15 protein-coding genes and 4 pseudogenes are annotated in these 16,624 nt (G+C 40.0%); 1 reads left to right on the forward strand and 18 read right to left on the reverse strand.

Features of this window, described 5'->3' with window-relative positions; all coding sequences use genetic code 11:
* Positions 1-32 precede the first annotated feature (32 nt).
* From FFV08_11380 to FFV08_11440, 13 genes and pseudogenes are all read right to left on the reverse strand, one after another.
* Positions 33-920, reverse strand: a complete 888-nt coding sequence (locus FFV08_11380; protein ID QLB53123.1) for a hypothetical protein — start codon at positions 918-920, stop codon at positions 33-35.
* Positions 921-1,171: 251 nt separating this feature from the next.
* Positions 1,172-2,059, reverse strand: coding sequence for a hypothetical protein (locus tag FFV08_11385; protein QLB53124.1), 888 nt, complete (start codon positions 2,057-2,059; stop codon positions 1,172-1,174).
* Positions 2,060-4,753: a hypothetical protein gene (locus tag FFV08_11390; GenBank protein QLB53125.1), complete on the reverse strand. Its 2,694-nt coding sequence runs from the start codon at positions 4,751-4,753 to the stop codon at positions 2,060-2,062.
* Positions 4,750-5,193 carry a hypothetical protein gene (locus tag FFV08_11395; protein QLB53126.1) on the reverse strand — a complete coding sequence of 148 codons (444 nt, stop codon included), beginning with the start codon at positions 5,191-5,193 and terminating at the stop codon, positions 4,750-4,752. Before FFV08_11395 ends, FFV08_11390 begins: the two co-directional genes overlap by 4 nt.
* Before the next feature lies 1 nt (position 5,194).
* Positions 5,195-5,857: a hypothetical protein gene (locus FFV08_11400; protein ID QLB53127.1), complete on the reverse strand. Its 663-nt coding sequence runs from the start codon at positions 5,855-5,857 to the stop codon at positions 5,195-5,197.
* Positions 5,854-6,186 carry a hypothetical protein gene (locus tag FFV08_11405; GenBank protein ID QLB53128.1) on the reverse strand — a complete coding sequence of 111 codons (333 nt, stop codon included), beginning with the start codon at positions 6,184-6,186 and terminating at the stop codon, positions 5,854-5,856. Before FFV08_11405 ends, FFV08_11400 begins: the two co-directional genes overlap by 4 nt.
* A gap of 12 nt (positions 6,187-6,198) precedes the next feature.
* On the reverse strand, positions 6,199-6,588 hold the full coding sequence (locus FFV08_11410; protein QLB53129.1) for a hypothetical protein: 390 nt from the start codon (positions 6,586-6,588) through the stop codon (positions 6,199-6,201).
* Between the two features lie 16 nt (positions 6,589-6,604).
* A pseudogene (locus tag FFV08_11415) lies at positions 6,605-6,997 on the reverse strand (hypothetical protein).
* Positions 6,998-7,051: 54 nt separating this feature from the next.
* Positions 7,052-8,446, reverse strand: coding sequence for an IS1182 family transposase (locus tag FFV08_11420; GenBank protein ID QLB53130.1), 1,395 nt, complete (start codon positions 8,444-8,446; stop codon positions 7,052-7,054).
* 95 nt (positions 8,447-8,541) lie between these two features.
* Positions 8,542-8,820: pseudogene (locus FFV08_11425) on the reverse strand (hypothetical protein).
* Positions 8,821-8,845: 25 nt separating this feature from the next.
* A pseudogene (essC, locus tag FFV08_11430) lies at positions 8,846-11,512 on the reverse strand (type VII secretion protein EssC).
* A gap of 183 nt (positions 11,513-11,695) precedes the next feature.
* Positions 11,696-11,908, reverse strand: a pseudogene (locus FFV08_11435) (hypothetical protein).
* 199 nt (positions 11,909-12,107) lie between these two features.
* Positions 12,108-12,992 (reverse strand): DUF4299 family protein, encoded by an 885-nt coding sequence (locus FFV08_11440; GenBank protein QLB53131.1) that lies wholly within the window; start codon positions 12,990-12,992, stop codon positions 12,108-12,110.
* Positions 12,993-13,223: 231 nt separating this feature from the next.
* Here FFV08_11440 and FFV08_11445 point away from each other — a divergent pair.
* Positions 13,224-14,329, forward strand: a protein-coding gene (locus FFV08_11445) for an IS3 family transposase (GenBank protein ID QLB53132.1) whose coding sequence is annotated in 2 segments (ribosomal slippage) — positions 13,224-13,500 and positions 13,500-14,329 — 1,107 coding nt in all. Because the reading frame shifts where the segments join, the coding sequence is not laid out codon by codon here.
* Between the two features lie 11 nt (positions 14,330-14,340).
* On the opposite strand, the gene FFV08_11450 is transcribed toward FFV08_11445, so the two are convergent.
* From FFV08_11450 to FFV08_11470, 5 genes are all read right to left on the reverse strand, one after another.
* Entirely contained in the window at positions 14,341-14,550 is a 210-nt protein-coding gene (locus tag FFV08_11450; GenBank protein QLB53133.1) for a hypothetical protein, read from the reverse strand.
* A gap of 60 nt (positions 14,551-14,610) precedes the next feature.
* Positions 14,611-14,973, reverse strand: coding sequence for a hypothetical protein (locus tag FFV08_11455; protein ID QLB53134.1), 363 nt, complete (start codon positions 14,971-14,973; stop codon positions 14,611-14,613).
* A 92-nt stretch (positions 14,974-15,065) separates the two neighbouring features.
* The gene (locus tag FFV08_11460; protein ID QLB53135.1) at positions 15,066-15,365 is read right to left on the reverse strand and encodes a DUF4176 domain-containing protein; all 300 of its coding nucleotides are present in this window, start codon (positions 15,363-15,365) and stop codon (positions 15,066-15,068) included.
* A complete protein-coding gene (locus FFV08_11465) occupies positions 15,358-16,029 on the reverse strand; it encodes a hypothetical protein (GenBank protein ID QLB53136.1) in 672 nt (223 codons plus the stop codon). The genes FFV08_11460 and FFV08_11465 overlap by 8 nt, the downstream gene beginning before the upstream one ends.
* A 6-nt stretch (positions 16,030-16,035) precedes the next feature.
* Positions 16,036-16,581: a hypothetical protein gene (locus FFV08_11470; protein ID QLB53137.1), complete on the reverse strand. Its 546-nt coding sequence runs from the start codon at positions 16,579-16,581 to the stop codon at positions 16,036-16,038.
* Between the last annotated feature and the right edge of the window lie 43 nt (positions 16,582-16,624).

Consider the following 16,624-nt stretch of genomic DNA (forward strand, 5'->3'; position numbering starts at 1 on the left):
GGGGGTGCGGTTCAAAATTCACTCTCTTTAGATTAATCAGGCAATTCTACCTTCAAACTCATATCTGTATTCTGTAATGTCTTCTGTACAACTGCTAAAAAGGCTAGACCGTTGTCAGATGGAGAATACTGGAATGTGATATGAATGACTTTTTTATCAAAGTTATCGCCGTATCGTTTCACATACTGTTTGCTTTCGAGGAAATAGATATAGTTATTGAGTTTTTCTTGAAGTTTCAAGAGATGCTCCTCTTCTAATGACTCAATCCATTTGTTTTCATCAATCAACAACAACTCTAGATGGTCATCAGAGACACCTATAGCATCTATACTTGTAACATCTAGTTCAATTTTCTCAACTTCTTTAATCGGTTCTACCACTTTAGGTGGATTGTAGTATTTTTCCTTGAATTCCTTAAGAATCTTCTCTACCTTTTCTTCATCACACTGTCTGTATAATGGACTACGGTCTAATACATTACATAGTCTTTCATAGGTATAAGTACGTTTCTGCTCATCTGATAATTTTGAAATACTTTCTATAATATTTCTTACCAACTCATCTGTTTCAATAACAAAGGGAAGGCTTGTATATCTTCTTAAACGACTGCCTTGCATAGAAATATAATCTGTTACCTTATCTAATTTGACTAGGTCAACCGATAAGCTAAAATCTTTCAAGATTTCAAAGGTTCTGCGCGCTATATCCCTATCACCTTCCACATACAAAGGATATAAGCAATATTCCATTAATACTCCAATATCTGTACTATCCACTTCATAAGAATCTCGTTGTCGAAAACGATACTTAGCTTCCGTCCCTAGAAAAACTTCAGCTTCTTTCCCTTCCTTCATTATTTCACGATAGTCTTTTACAAAATTTTGATAGTTTTCTTTATTTTTCAATTTATATGTCTGCATTTATTTACTCCATTGATTTATTCTGAAAATTCCTTCAACTTGCTCAATGTTATTAGTGCCTGGTTCATAGACGCGTGGATTTTTGATTTCATAATACCCTTGGCGTTTAATCGTAGATAAAAAGTCATCATAAGAATGTCCCTTCATATCAATTGACGGCATGAGTAACTCGCTATTTTTACCTATTTCACAAAAGTCGTCATAACCTAGTACAATTATACCACAAAAAGAGAGCGTTTCCGCTCCCTTTATTACTCTGGTAATTCTACCTTCAAACTCATATCTGTAGGTTGTAACACCTTCTGAACCGCTGCGAGAAAGGCTAAACCGTTATCAGATGGAGAATACTGGAATGTGATATGGATGACTTTTTTGTCAAACTTATCACCGTATCGTTCTACATACTGCTTGCTTTCGAGGAAGTAGATATAGTTATTGAGTTTTTCTTGAAGTTTCAAGAGATGGTCCTCTTCTAATGACTCTATCCATTTGTTTTCATCAATCAGCAACAACTCTAGATGGTCATCAGAGACACCTATAGCATCTATACTTGTAACATCTAGTTCAATTTCCTCAACTGTTTTAATGGTTTCTACTACCTTTGGTGGATTGTAGTATTTTTCCTTGAACTCCTTAAGAATCTTCTCCACCTTTTCTTCATCACACTGTCTGTATAATGGACTACGGTCTAATACATTACAGAGTCTTTCATAGGTATAAGTACGTTTCTGCTCATCTGATAATTTTGAAATGCTTTCTATAATATTTCTTACCAATTCATCTGTTTCAATAACAAAGGGAAGGCTTGTATATCTTCTTAAACGACTACCTTGCATAGAAATATAATCAGTTACCTTATCTAGTTTGACTAGGTCAACCGATAAGCTAAAATCTTTTAAGATATCAAAGGTTCTGCGTGCTATATCCCTATCACCTTCCACATACAAAGGATATAGGCAATATTCCATTAATACTCCAATATCTGTACTATCCACGTCATAAGAATCTCGTTGTCGAAAACGATACTTAGCTTCGGTCCCTAGAAAAACTTCAGCTTCTTTCCCTTCCTTCATTATTTCACGATAGTCTTTTACAAAATTTTGATAGTTTTCTTTATTTTTCAATTTGTATGTCTGCATTTATTTACTCCATTGATTTATTCTGAAAATTCCTTCCACTTGCTCAATTTTATTAGTGCCTGGTTTATAGACACGTGGATTTTTGATTTCATAGTATCCTTGACGTTCAATCGCAGATAGAAAGTCATCGTAAGAATGTCCCTTCATATCAATTGACGGCATAAGCAGTTCGCTCTCAGACATATTAATGTTAGATCCAGCCCAAGTTTTGGCTCCCGGGATATTTAAGGATGAGGAACCTGGCGTATCACCATTTGGAAATTGTATCCAGCCCTTTTTATCCATATTCTTGACAAGTTCCGGACTGTACTCATATTGAAACATACCTGTATCGTATGTATCATCTCCAACTCCTTTGACTGTCGCAATCTCATGACCTGATTTCAGAGCTCCATTTTTATCATACAAGAGGGCAGAATCTTCTACAATACTTGTTGTGAAGTTTCCTTGGCCAATCCCATCTTGGGTTACACGTCCTACAGAAGAACCTTTTTCACCAAAAACGAAATCTTCTATACTTTGTCCGTTTACAACAGAGGAAGCTCCACCTTCTAAATAGGGCTGCTTAATAGCCTCTTTGTATACATCTGGATAATCGTACTGTCTGGCCTCATACATCTTATAAAAGGTTTCTTTATTTGGGACTGCCCCTTCTCTAACAGCACGTTCCGCATACGTATCAAAAGTTTCCTTAAATGCCGCTTGCTTCTCTGCTGTATTCCACCTTGTTTCCCAACTTGCAAGTTCATCGAATTTTGCGAATGTCGCCTTTTTGATTTCTGGTGATACATGCTCAATTGAAATATCCGATGTTTTGTGAGAAATAATCTCAATCCGAGTTCCTGGTTCAATTTTAGTGTCACCTGTAAAGCGCCCTTTTCCTTCACCTACGATAGTACCACCATATTTCGATAGATTATCCAGAATATCTTGGCGTTTAATGGACAAACCATCTTTTGCAGTTGTATAATCTTGAATGCGAATTTTTCCAGTTTCATCTACACCGACTGCTTTTAATTGGATACGTTGAATTTCACCTGCCGCATTACGCGTCTCAACGGTTATCCTAGTCTCGACATCGTTTAGATTTGTCTTGAAGTCATCAATCTTTTTAGTTGAAAACTCTCTATAGTTAGAAAAATTTTGTTCAGATAAGTTATTTTTCAGCTTCCAATCTGACATAGAGAGTGGTTCTTCTCCCAAGCTCGTCTTATGAGCGACATAATCATTATAATCACCCCTAATTTGCTTCACCTTCGGTACGTCCACATCACCTGGCTTGACTCCGCTAACAGCCTTGAATGCGCCGTCGCCTGATATCTGCTTGACCTTCGGTACATCCACGCTGACTGTTGGATGGGGTTTCAGCTTAGCCAGGCTCATATCAGCTGAACTGGCTTTCAGATGCAGATCTGGCCTACTACTCAAACGTACATTAGCTGGATCCAGCTTGGGTAGCTGTCCAACTTTGCTCGATACATCAAAATCACCTGCTGGTCTGCTTCCGCCTGGTAAGTCCACATCCAAGTCTGGCGTGCCTCCACGGCCGAACTTCCCACCAAAGTAATTACCAGCCTTGCCTACTCCAAAGCTAGTGACTTGCCCAATCACTAAATTCTGAAGTGCCGTGCTTGAGTCTTGATCTGTTACCGCTGTATAGATAACCTTTGAGACATCATTGGCATCGTCCGCATACTTTCCTAATGTTGCCAAATTCTTCAATAAGTTTGGACCCGATGTGCCAAACTTCGTCAGATAAGCTAGTGAGCCCATTGATGCCAAAGTCGTAGCTGCATCTATCCCAGCCCAAACTCGATCCTCTGTTGAAAGACGATCGCCTGTTATCATAGTCTGACCTGTCCACGCGGAGTATGCATTGTCCGCAAATAGATAGGCACCACTTGCATAAGTTAGGGTCAAAGATGCTCCAGAAGTAAAAGGAGCAAAGATAATACCTCCCGCTGCTGCTAAACCGGCTAAAACCTTTAAGCCAATATCAACTTTCTGCAAAGTATCCTTATTTTCTTCTTGAAAGCGACTAGCTTTCAACCCCTGATAATCAGGTATTTTGCTTGGGAAATACGCCTCAACAATATCTTCTGCACTTTTCCCTTCTAAATTTTTTATTTCTTTATCAGTCAGCTTATCTTTTTGAGCTAGATAGGCTTTTGCTGCCTGTAAGCGAGTCTCATAAACATCCTTTGCCGCCTCAATAGGACTAGCCTTCCCATCTAAAAGTTCGTGTAATTTGTACGGTTGGGGATCATTATAAGCCCTCTGTTCAAAACCATTTGCACCTGCTTCTTGCTTATATTTAATCGTATCTTTTTTTGTATATTTACTCTCGTAAGGTTTTTTATCTCCATTGACATTATTTAGACTCTTAAACGCATCATCCATTCCTCGGGTGAACTTATTGTCAATATTTTGCATGATGTCTGAGTGGACTTTCTTCGCGCTATTTAACATACTATAAATGCGCTGAATCGATTTGTCGAAGATACTACTATCTTTTTTTACACCTAAGGCGGCTTCCCCCTTCTGGGTATATAGGTCTTCAACACCTTCAGACTTTACAGTATTCCCAGTAGCTTCGATATTATCCATGATATCACTCATTGAGCTGAAATAATTATATGCTGGATCTGGTGCTTCTGTGGAAAAGTCTGGTTGATTAGAGTAGTACTTTGTCATTTCTGTGCTCCTCCCTCAAGACTCTTTCTATATTCTTGGTAATTACGCTTAATCTGGTCAATAGATCCTTTTGGATCCCGTTTAATAGCTTCCTTGTCTTCTGCTTTTGCAGTTGGATCGTTCAAGACTAGATTGGCAATTGAGGTCGCTAATACTTTGTCCATATCAATCATCGTATCATAGGTATTTTTTGAATGTCGATAGAGTACTTCACAAATTGTTTCAAACTCTTGTGCTTTAAGATGATAACGGGATAAACCACCATTACTATCACTCTTTCCTATGAAATCGTGAAAGGCGCCTTCAGACGAAAGGTTGGGAAGATTTGATCTAACACTTTGAATTTTTGTAACAATTTGTCCAGCCAGATTGACCATATTTAAACTATGATAAATAAGTTGTTCTTGGTCTGACAGAACTAATTTAATATCTACTGGCATATTAAAGACTCACTTTCAATTTTTTTATAATTTGCTCTTTCAGTTGATCACTGTCAATTGACCGTCGGATTTGCCTATAGAAATCATATTCATAAAGATGGTTATCGTTTTTTAAATAGATGATATCCTGCGTATCTTTTGACAATTCGTTAACTCGAATTCGAATAGCTTCATCATTTCCGTGATGAAGCACCAAGCTCATGAAAGCTTCTTCTTCCCATTGAGAGTGGATATAATCTTTCACGGTGTCATCAATATTTTGTAAAACGTTATGACTTTCCATCAAAAATGCTAGAAAAACTGCACATCCCGCACGATCAATTTGAAATTGATTTTCACCAACTTCTATAATGATAACTGCCATTCTCTTGAACTGATCAACCCCTGGAGCATAGAAAAACCGTTGATCAACTTGACAGTGATAAGATGCATTATGATACTCTTTCAAATAAGCTCCATACATCGCGCATTCCTCTGTTGGCTGATTGTCAACTATAAGCCCAAGCTCCTTTAAATCTTCAAAGCCCTTCTCCAAAACCCATAAAAGATTTTCTTTTCGGGTTCCTGTCCATTCAGCTGGAGCCGGAAGCGGAAGAAATATTAAATCATCCGAATAATCATTAAATAAATGTAACGTATATAAAGCTTCTAACGTAAATATCATGCGTTATCAATCTCCTTTATTACATGAGAACTAGATATAGAACCAAGCAATTTTTTAAGACCTGATACAGCTGTTTGAAGTTCTTTTATACTCTTTCCATAATCAGTCCTATATAATTTAACAAACCTTTTCAAGTCCAAGTATTGATTTTTACTTTCACCTTTCCATTCTGTCTCATTTGCTTCAAGGCCAGATATTTCGGCATCAATATCTGAAAGAAGACTTTTGATTTCATTTAATTCACTTATTACAGTTTCTATCTGACTATCATCATATGTAACCACATTACTAGTATAGCTGTTATCAATAGCATTTATATTTGTATCCATAAGCTTCTCCTCTTACCACCAAAGTTGTTCCCAAATTGGTTTTCCTTTATTATAAGCAGCCCTGTTACGGCTGATAGATTTTTCTAAATCTGTGATTTTCTCTCCTAATGTCACATATAAGTCTTTGAAAGATGAGTTAGCATCTTTCACAAAATCAAGATACTCTTTTACAGTTTTTTTATCCGACTCCAATTTAGACTTTAGATTAGATAGATAATGATATCCTTCATTCCCATCAATCTTAGAAATAGCTTTTTCAGATAATTCTATATAATACTGATAGACACTAAGATCAATATCCGTATCTAATCCATGATTTTGAATCGAATTTCGTACTCTCTTATACTTATCTCGCTTAGCTTTATCACTATCGATTTGAGCTATCAAACTAGCATCACTCATTTATTTCTGCCTCCTTCTAGTTTCCGGATTGTTCACCTGATTGTTTTTCTTTCAAGTCTTGCACGGATTTATCTATAACCTTTTTCACGACTTCATCATCTGTACCATATATGTGAGGATATGAACTACCAGTATCACTGTTAGATTGGTTCGTCTGATCTTCTTCTGTTCCAGTTGATGATTGCTCTGTTGAAGAAGAGTCCGAACTAGAAGATTCAGAGGAAGTAGTTGAGGTAGTTGGCGTTGATGAGTCAAAATTTATTTTAGGCCTATCATTGAATTCTCTCACGTTAATATCTTGTTGCTGAACTGGCCTATAAAACATAGCAAAGGTCAAAAGCAAAATGAATGTTGCACCAATGCCAGCCAGTGTTCTTTGGGTTGCTTCCTTACTAGGAAGCTTCAGACCGTAGACAAACATTCCAAATAGTGTTTGTCTTTTTCTGTTTGTCAGGCTAAAATTTCATCTTTTGATTTCATCTTTTGATAGCATAATGGTCATTTGAACAAAATAAAAAGGCTTCCCCACCCTCATTTTTACTAGTTTTTTGAGATTCAAACACGCCAAAGTAAGCCCAACCTTATCTTCCATCTTGGACTTGCCTTTCTCTCTTGTATAACGGAGGTTGTGGTATTCTTTAGCTGTCCCAAAGAGCCGCTCAATGGTTTCTTTGCGCTTCTTATAGAGCTCCTTCATCCCTCTTTGGTGTCGAATCTCTTCACAACATTCAAGCGCATCTTTCCATACATGTCTTGTGATGACTTTCTGCTGATTCTGGCTCTGGGTACAAACAGATAATAGGGGACAGGCGACACATACTGTTGAATCACTCTTATACTCACGGTAGCCTGCTCGGGTCGTCGTGCGATAGGTTAACACTTGGTTCTCTGGACAGAGGTAACAGTCATAATAGGAATCATAAACAAAATCATTGGGCCTTAAGTTCCCTTTTACACCCTTGGGGCGGGTATAAGGGAAGACAGGGGTAATCTCTCTGTCTAACAAAAATTTTGCAATACTTGGGGTTTTATAACCTGCATCTGCGATGAGATAGGTTGGATGAAAAGGCTCAATCTTGGCAAAAAGGGCAGGGAAAGCCTGACTATCATGAACATTTCCTGCTTCAACCGTATAAGCCAAGGCCCAACCATGCTTATCACACGCTACTTGGGCAGAATAGGCAAAGACTTCCTTGTGTTCCCCCTTGTGGAACCAACCACTCTCAGGATCTGTCCTTGAGATTTTCTTTTCCTTAGCCTCGCTTTCTTTTGCGGGCTTTAAGGGCTTTTTTTCGTGTTTTCTCCTATCTAAATCAATCTCAACTTCCAATTGCTCACTCATAAATGTAGCTTGTTGGGCAACCATTTCCTTATGATACTTGTGGCTGTTGGCTGCCGCTTTAATATGGGTTCCATCCACAAATATCTCAGAAGGATCAATCAAACCAGCACATAAAGCTTGATGGAGTACGTGTGAAAATATCTCAGTAATCAGTGCTTTATCTTGAAAACGACGGCTGTAATTCTTTCCATATGTGGTAAAATGAGGCACCTTGTCATCCAAGCTTAGTCCAAGAAACCAACGATAAGCTACGTTTACTTCTATGTCTTTAATGGTTTGGCGCATGGAGCGAATGCCATAAAAACATTGAATCAAAGGAATTTTGACCAACATGACGGGATCTAGACTGGGACGACCCTGATCTGGGCTATAGGTTTCTTCAACCAAGTCATAGATAAAGTCAAAATCAACCTCCGCTTCCAATTGGCGAAGAAAGTGATCTTCTGGGACCAATTCGTCTATCGTATAGAAGCCATATTGGCAGCGATTATAATCAGATTTTTCTTTGTGAAACATAGGGAGCACCTCACAACTGTTCTTACCTCTATTATACGACTTTACAAAAAGAAAAGCCCTTAGAAACTTCTGTTCTTAGGACTTTGTCTTCAATCTGTTGCTTCCTTACTAGGAAGCTTCACTCCTTTTGGACTCAGTTCTTTCCAATCTGGATGCTCCTCTTCAATAGATTTTTTTTGTTTCAAAAAAGGAACAATAAGAAATTGATTTATAGATCCTAAAGTCACTATTGAGGCTGAGAAGAACGGTATGTATCTGGAAGAACTGAATAGAAGCATACAATAAAGAATAGAAAATAGAATAAAAAGACAAAATATCAAAAAAAGTCTGATTCTATACTCTTTTTTTATTTGCAAATACTGTTCCTTAGACATCTTAATCACTTCCTCGTTTCTTTAGTTATTTTGTAATCTTTAGTTTTACTTGCACGTTCTGATAGTGGAAGTAAATTTGATCATCTAACAGTGGCTCCTCTCGTCCCATAGATGAGCGAGTAAAGATACTTTGATCACTCATTTTCATAGCTATGAGAGCTGTGTCTAAATGAGCTTTCATGTATTTAGTTATGTCTGTATAACTGGCAAGATATGTTTTGTGGGTAACAAAGATGAAATGAAGTCCTACTCTCTGTCCTTCCTCTATTAGGAGAGCAAGCTCATTAGGTTCAATGTTACTTTGCGAAACAAACTGTGAGACATCCGTTATAACAACAAAATGTTCAAAAGTACTACGTTGTTTTCTAGCCATAAGAACCCTTTCCTTCAAGGACTCAAGTGTCGAACGGCAATCCATATCATAGCCTATATAATTACCTACATTATCTGAAAACTGACTGTGTTCCGCAATTGAATCAAAAATGGTAATCATCTCTTTGTTAAACATATGAAGCAATATTCTTATCATATGGTTTGTTACAGCAGTCATAGCAGTATCTTTATCAGATAACACGAGCAGATGTTTAAATTTACTAAACGGCAGACTAACCGTCTGAACTTCTTCAAATTCCACACCAATTGGTAGCTCGTGATTCTCAATGGCTTCCTTAGTGGTCGGTAGGTTCATAAATCCATCAATCGTCAACTCCTCTGGTACCATCGGAATGGCACTTGGTCGTTGTCCTGTCCAAGCTTCTTGGAGAGAAGCGACTTCTTGACGCAGGTTGTTGAGGACCTGCGCATCATTGGCACCCGCTACTGGCAGAGCTAGCTGGATGACATCAACCTCGTCACGCTTCATAAGCGCCCGACCCTTGATGTCTTCCATCGTTTTCGCCAGTGGGGTAGAGCCCACGATAGAGCGGACTTCTCCCACATCATTCTGCGGCAGACTCAGCTGGTGCTTGAAGTTAGCGTAGAACTGTGCCCGAAGGTTGGACTGACGGCCCGCTGTCACCAAGAGGTGAACACCGATGCTGAGACCTTCACGAGAGATCCGTACCAAAAGCTTGAAGAGCTCCGCCTCATAGGCCTCTTCCTTCATGGACTCATAGCTGTCCAGCAGGATGACAATAGCCGGCTCTTGCTGACCGCTAGCCTGGCGGTAGAGCTCCAAGGTCCCAACGCCGTAGTCCGACAAGAGCTTCTTACGCCGGTTGAGCTCCCGCTCCATGATGCGGACAAACTTGGCAATCTTCTCCGTCTGATCCAAAAGCAAGGTATCGGCCACCTGCGGTAATTGACCCAGTGGTGCCAGACCATTAGTACCGAAATCCATCAGGTAGAGCGTGATATCTTTGGGACTGAACTTGCGAGCCAAGTCCATAGCCGCACTCTGCAGGAAGGTTGTCTTCCCTGTACCAGGACTTCCGTAGAGCAGGATATGCCCATCCTTGGACAGGTTGACAGAGACCGGCTCTTTCTTCTGAGCCTGCGGAATATCCGCCATTCCCAGAAGGACGGAGATCGGCTTCTTTTGCTCCCAGGCTTCCTGCGGCTGGATCGGTTCCAGCTCCTGTAGGGTCATCCGCTCTTTAAGCGGTGGCAGCCATGGCTGTGGTACCGGTGGGATCTGCTGGCTCTCTGTCAATAGTTGAATCTGACTGACAATAGCCTCTAATTCCGTCGGTACTTCCTTGATATCCTCGGCTAAGTCAAGACCTGACAGGTCTTGATTGAGCACCTCATATTGGCCTAGGTCGTTGATCAGGTAGATGGTATGGTCTTCAATTCCCAGCTCATCCTTATCCGGCTGGTAGTCTGCCCCTGACCAAGCTGACTGGAAGAGTTCATAGACTTCATTATTGCCGACCTGCAGATAGGCGCGGCCAGTCTGGGTAATCTCTGCCGCATCTGGCGTCTTAAGCATTTCCATCGAGTCCGTCCGGTCTGCCACCTTGAGCGCCAGCTTAAAGCGGGAGTTGGACCAGATCTGGTCATCTACCACCCCAGATGGCTTTTGAGTAGCCAGGATCAAGTGGACCCCGAGGGAACGACCGACACGAGCGATAGATACCAGCTCCTTGATAAAGTCAGGCTGATTGACCTTGAGCTCTGCGAACTCATCCGAGATGAGGAAGAGATGGGGCAGGGGTTCTGTTGCTTCCCCGTTTTTAAATTTCTTTTGATATTGGTTGATGTGATTGACTTCAAACTCTCTGAAGAGCCGCTCCCGGCGGTGAATCTCCGCATTGATGGAAGCCAGCGCCCGCATGGATTGGGCCCCGTCCAAGTTGGTAATGGTTCCCAAGAGATGAGGCAGGTTCTTGAAGAGATTGGCCATTCCCCCACCCTTGTAGTCGATGAGCAGAAAGGCCACATCGTGTGGGTGGAAGTTGACAGCCAGACTCAGGATATAGGACTGGATAGTCTCGGACTTCCCAGATCCCGTTGTCCCGGCAATCAGCCCGTGTGGCCCGTGAGCTTTTTCATGCAGGTTGAGGTAGACCAGGTCTTCTTTCCCCCGCAGGCCGATAGGCACTGCCAAGCTCTTATAAGGTGCGTTCTGTTGCCATTTTTGCAAGACTTGCAGGTCCGAGAAGGTCTCTGCCCCATACATCTCCATAAAGGTGACCGTATCAGGGATGGAGCTCTTGAGATTCTGCAAGTGATTGAGCGGTGCCAAGGTCCGTCATTTTATTTTTTTGAAGGAATAGCAGAGCAGGGAAACGAGCCTCAAAAATATAGAGTTTTCAAAGTACTAAAAGGAAAATTTCCTTGTTCCATTATACCATATGAGAGATATAGTGGGAAAGGGAGGAGAAAAAGAAAGGCCTGAGGCAAACGACCCCAGACCTACTGTCTACTCTATAGATTATTCCTTTTTCTTGCCATCCTCATAAAGAATAGGCGCAAATGCTTTTGTCACCATGGACGTCAAGAAACGAAAACCTCCCGCTGCCAGACCAAAAATCGGCGCCAAAGCACGGAAGAAAAAATCCCCCCGCATAAATAAACAAAGCAGACCTGTAATCACAAAGATAGCAAACCCCTACACCAGAGCCACCAATAATATTTTCTTCATCATTCCCTCGACTTTCTATAGACTATTATAGCATAAGAAAGGAAGGTTAGGACGGAAACCGGAAACTTTTGGAGAATAGCAAGTAGAGGAATGAGGCGCAAAGCTAAGTTCAGGTGGATATCCATACATTTTTTAAACAATTAATTTGTAATTAGATCGCCAACAGACTAGTAGAAAGTTCTTATCTCAGTGATTTTATCGCTTATAACTCTAGTTTTTCCAATATTTCCTGTAAAGTTTCAGGCGAAATCGGGTCAACAAGAACATATTTGGCATCCAGCATATAGATGCCTTCAGTCAATGACTCTAAGTACTGACGATAAGGAACTTCGGCTAATTTTTCGCCATCGGCTGTCATGATGAATAGCCGTGCAACTGCTACCTTACTTCCTTGATATTGTTGTAAATATTGAGGTTCTAGCTCTGGTTGAGCCAGCAAGACTGTCCGTGCTTCACTATTTAGATAATTGATAGGAATGATGATATCTTCACCATCCTGCTCTACTTTAAAAACTTGCTGCTCAGAGTAATAAGCATTTAGCTGTTGGGTAAAGCGCAAACGCTGATCATAGCTATTCAAAAGTTGCTCGTCCGGAACATGGATAATCTGCCCTAGGTAGAGTTCATTGATGTAAATAGGACGTTTCACTCCCATAATTTCCACGATAGGATGAACTTTTACTTCCTTAGTCAATTCTGAAAGAGCTGCCAAGAAGATATCAGTGAAATGAAAATCAAGAATGGAATCTTTATCATAGTCCACGCCATCATGTTCGCACACATTTACATCTAAGATAAGGAGCAAGGTTTTCAAGAACATCAAGGCACCAGTCCAGTCAGAAGCAGTCGCCAAATCTGGAACAGATACCTGATAAACTTGACTATCAAAGGATAGACGGAATCCTAGACTAGACTTCCCTTTGACTCCAAACTGAACCGAATGGAAATCCGAAATAAGAGAGTCTGCAAAGGGTTTCAAACCTGCATCCTTAGCGGAAACGCTGTAACATTCAAAAAGATCTGCTTGAAGTAGCTCACCAATCCTTAGTGATTGGTTGCTTTTTATTGTAAAACTAACTGATTTCATATTTTTCTCCTTCGGTCTACTGGCAAATCCTTTCTACGACGTAAAATGGTTACTTCGCTGACAGGGATTTTTCCTGATGCATACGTAATAAGACCGTACTTATCATCCATCAATGACGCACCATCTGCTATATTGTTTTCATTTAAAAATTCTATATCATCAGTGAATCGGTTACACTAAACTAGACAGATTTTATAAAGTGTTCTACACTAAAGAAAAGAGGAGAACAATATGTCTAGAAAAACTCGCCGTCACTTCACAGATGACTTCAAACAACAAATCGTTGATCTTCATAATGCTGGTATGAAACGAAGTGAGCTTATCAAAGAATATGATTTAACACCCTCTACCTTTGATAAGTGGGTCAAACAGGCAAGAACGACTGGTTCCTTTAAGTCTGTTGATAATCTCACTGATGAACAACGTGAGCTCATTGCTCTTAGGAAGCAAAATAAAGAGCTTGAAATGCAATTAGATATCTTAAAGCAAGCGGCAGTGATTATGGCACAAAAAGGGAAGTAATCACTGCTAATAAGGATAAATATTGCATTTCAGCCATGTGTCATTGCTTGAACATCCCTCGTGCTAGCTATTACTACAAAGCCATAGAACCAAAGTCTGAGGCAGAGCTTGAAGAAATGATTAAAACCATTTTCCGTGAGAGCAAGTCTAGATATGGTGCTAGAAAACTCAAGAAATGTCTGGAAAACGAAGGGATTATCTTGTCTCGTCGGCGGATTCGTCGCATCATGAAGCGATTGAATCTCGTATCCGTCTACCAGAAGGCTGCCTTCAAATCGAATTCTAAAGGGAAAAATGAAGCACCTATTCCAAACCTATTGGCTCGACAATTTGACCAAGAAAAGCCACTTGAAGCAATTGTAACAGATTTGACCTACGTCCGTGTTGGAAATCGTTGGGCTTATGTTTGTTTGATCATTGACCTCTTCAACCGTGAAATTATTGGTCTGTCAGTTGGGTGGCATAAGACTGCAGAGCTCGTCAAACAAGCCATTCAAAGCATTCCTTACGCGCTTACCAAAGTCAAGCTGTTCCATTCTGACCGTGGTAAGGAGTTTGATAACCAGCTGATTGATGAGATGCTAGAGGCATTTGGCATCGCTCGGTCTCTAAGTCAAGCAGCTTGTCCCTATGACAACGCCGTTTCTGAGAGTACTTACCGTGCCTTCAAACTCGAGTTTGTCAACCAAGAAACCTTCCATTCGCTGAAAGAACTAACCCTTAAAACAAAGGACTACGTTTACTGGTGGAATCATCATCGCATTCACAGCAGTCTTAACTATCAAACCCCAATCGCTAAGCGAATCAGCACTTAACAAAAAACACTTTATAAATTTTGTATAGAAAAGTGTTGCCTTTTCACACTTGTCGCATATGCACGAGCAGCATCATAGCCTGTTCCTATCAGCTCACCGCCGCTGCCGCCAAAGCTGTCAAAGGCACTAATCAACTGGTTGAAGCCTGCTACACGTGACTGTGAGGCAGACGACATCGTAGAAGATTGTGTCTGCAGGCTAGCGTAATTTACCTTTACCATATACTTCCTTTCTGTTAGTGAATTTAGATTGCTGAAATATTTAGCTAAAACTTTATCAACCTATCGCTTATCACGCTCCAACTTTTTACGCTGATCATGCAGAGCAGTTAATTGCGTCTGATAGGCTTGGTAACGCTTTTTAATCGCTTTGTCTTCTTCCTCAAAGTCAACTTCCAGCATCCGTGTAGTAGACTCAATATCATCTAACAGATAATGATAGAAAGCTGAATGAGACGAAGTCACCCCCATATCCAACAAGCTCTTAAAGTGAAATAGGGCGCTGCCTTGTGAGGACATCACATCTTCTCGCGTCACCTTAAATTGACGATATTCAACATCCAAATCATCTATTTTATGTTGCAGTTCATACTGACGACGATGTAACTCATCCAGCTGTTCTTGCTTCGATTTTTCTTTTTTCATTATAACCTCTTAAAATTAAATAATCAAAAACTATACTTTGTAATAAACAGAAGTATAGTTTTTAAAATAATCATTAAATTATCAAAACAAACTTATGGCTCTGTAACTCCTTTTTTAAAACCAGCCTTTTTAACTAGCTGATAAAAATTAGATTCAAATTCTATTTCAGCATCATTCTTATATCCCATAAATACAACCTCACGAATATCACTGTGATTAAAGAAATAAAGCTGATCAGCTTGCTGATAACCAGTTGGTACAAGAACACTTGTATACTCAAAATATACAGGTTCTTGATTTTGCTCTACTAGCGAACCCCTGCCGATAATAATTAGTTCTGTTTGATCTTTTAGTCTGACCACTGTTCCCAATGGTAATAATGTTTCACTCATGTTGCTTCTCCTTTTCTTCTACAAATACCACTTTCCCTTGCTCATACTTCCGCACGGCTAATAACCAGCGGATGGGGTTGTTTTGGAATAAGAAAAGGTACAACAAGGCAGGAAAGAGACCTATCAATAATGAAAATAAAATTTGTGCATCAAATTTCTCCTGCCTTATAAATGAATTTACAATATTTGGTATGGTAGCAATTCCTATAAATGCTAAAAATATAATTAGTAACTGTATTATTAGAAAAACTATCATCTTCCCAAACGTCGCTTTTTTCTTGCTAAAATTTTCCCAAAACAGATTTGAATCAACGGCTTTCGCAAACTGTTGAGAACTTGCCCCCTGAACCTGCTTCACTTCTTTATACAAGGCCTCTTCCATCATCCATATAAAGCCAAAGCAGACAAAGAACTGGGCAGCGATATAAGGCGGAACCATCCAGCTGCTGTATCGAAAACCGGAAAAAGCTGGTATAGCTACCATTCCCCCTATCAAACCTAAGAAAATGAAAACCAACATCAAAGGAATAATGGCCTTATTGGTCTTCCTAGCCCCTTCTGTATTTAACAAGGCACTCTTATCGGCTGCCAAAGCCTCTTTTGTTCGCGTGTTATAGTAGACGGCTTCATCACCGCTCTGTCCAATAAAAATTATTTTTCTCATATTCAATCACCACAGTTTTAAAACATCTTTATAATCAGAAAATTCAACTTTATCGTGTCTAGCTTCATCGTAGGTCGTCGATAAGAAATTACCAATTACAGTACCTAGATAGGCACCAGCAAGTGTTCCAACAACAGGAATTGGTATAGCTGAGCCAATCACAGAGCCTATAATAGTTGAAGTTGCAGTTATTCCAGTATGGGCTGCCGCATCCTGCAGAGCAACCTCATCACCATACTTATCTTTTCGCTCCAGATAAGTCGATACACCTGAAGCCAGTGAACCAATAACACCCATTTTACCTAAATGGTTGCTAACTTTTCCACCAAGCTTCGTAAATTTCCCTGCGTCATCTGCCACATCTACAAGTTCGTCTGCTTTATCTAATAATTTCATACTATCAGAATTTTTCGCAGCCTCTTTAAGACTTCGCAATTTATCCAAAGTATTGTTACCAGTCCATGCTCCATTACTAATTGCGTTAACTGTTTCTGCACTTTTCCACAAAACTACTAGTAAATAGAAGTTTATAATCCGCCGCACTAGATGCATACGATACTCCCTTAGCTACTCCTTGAATATTAAAGCCATTCAA

The sequence above is a fragment of the Streptococcus sanguinis genome (assembly GCA_013378335.1).
GTDB lineage: Bacteria > Bacillota > Bacilli > Lactobacillales > Streptococcaceae > Streptococcus > Streptococcus sanguinis_I.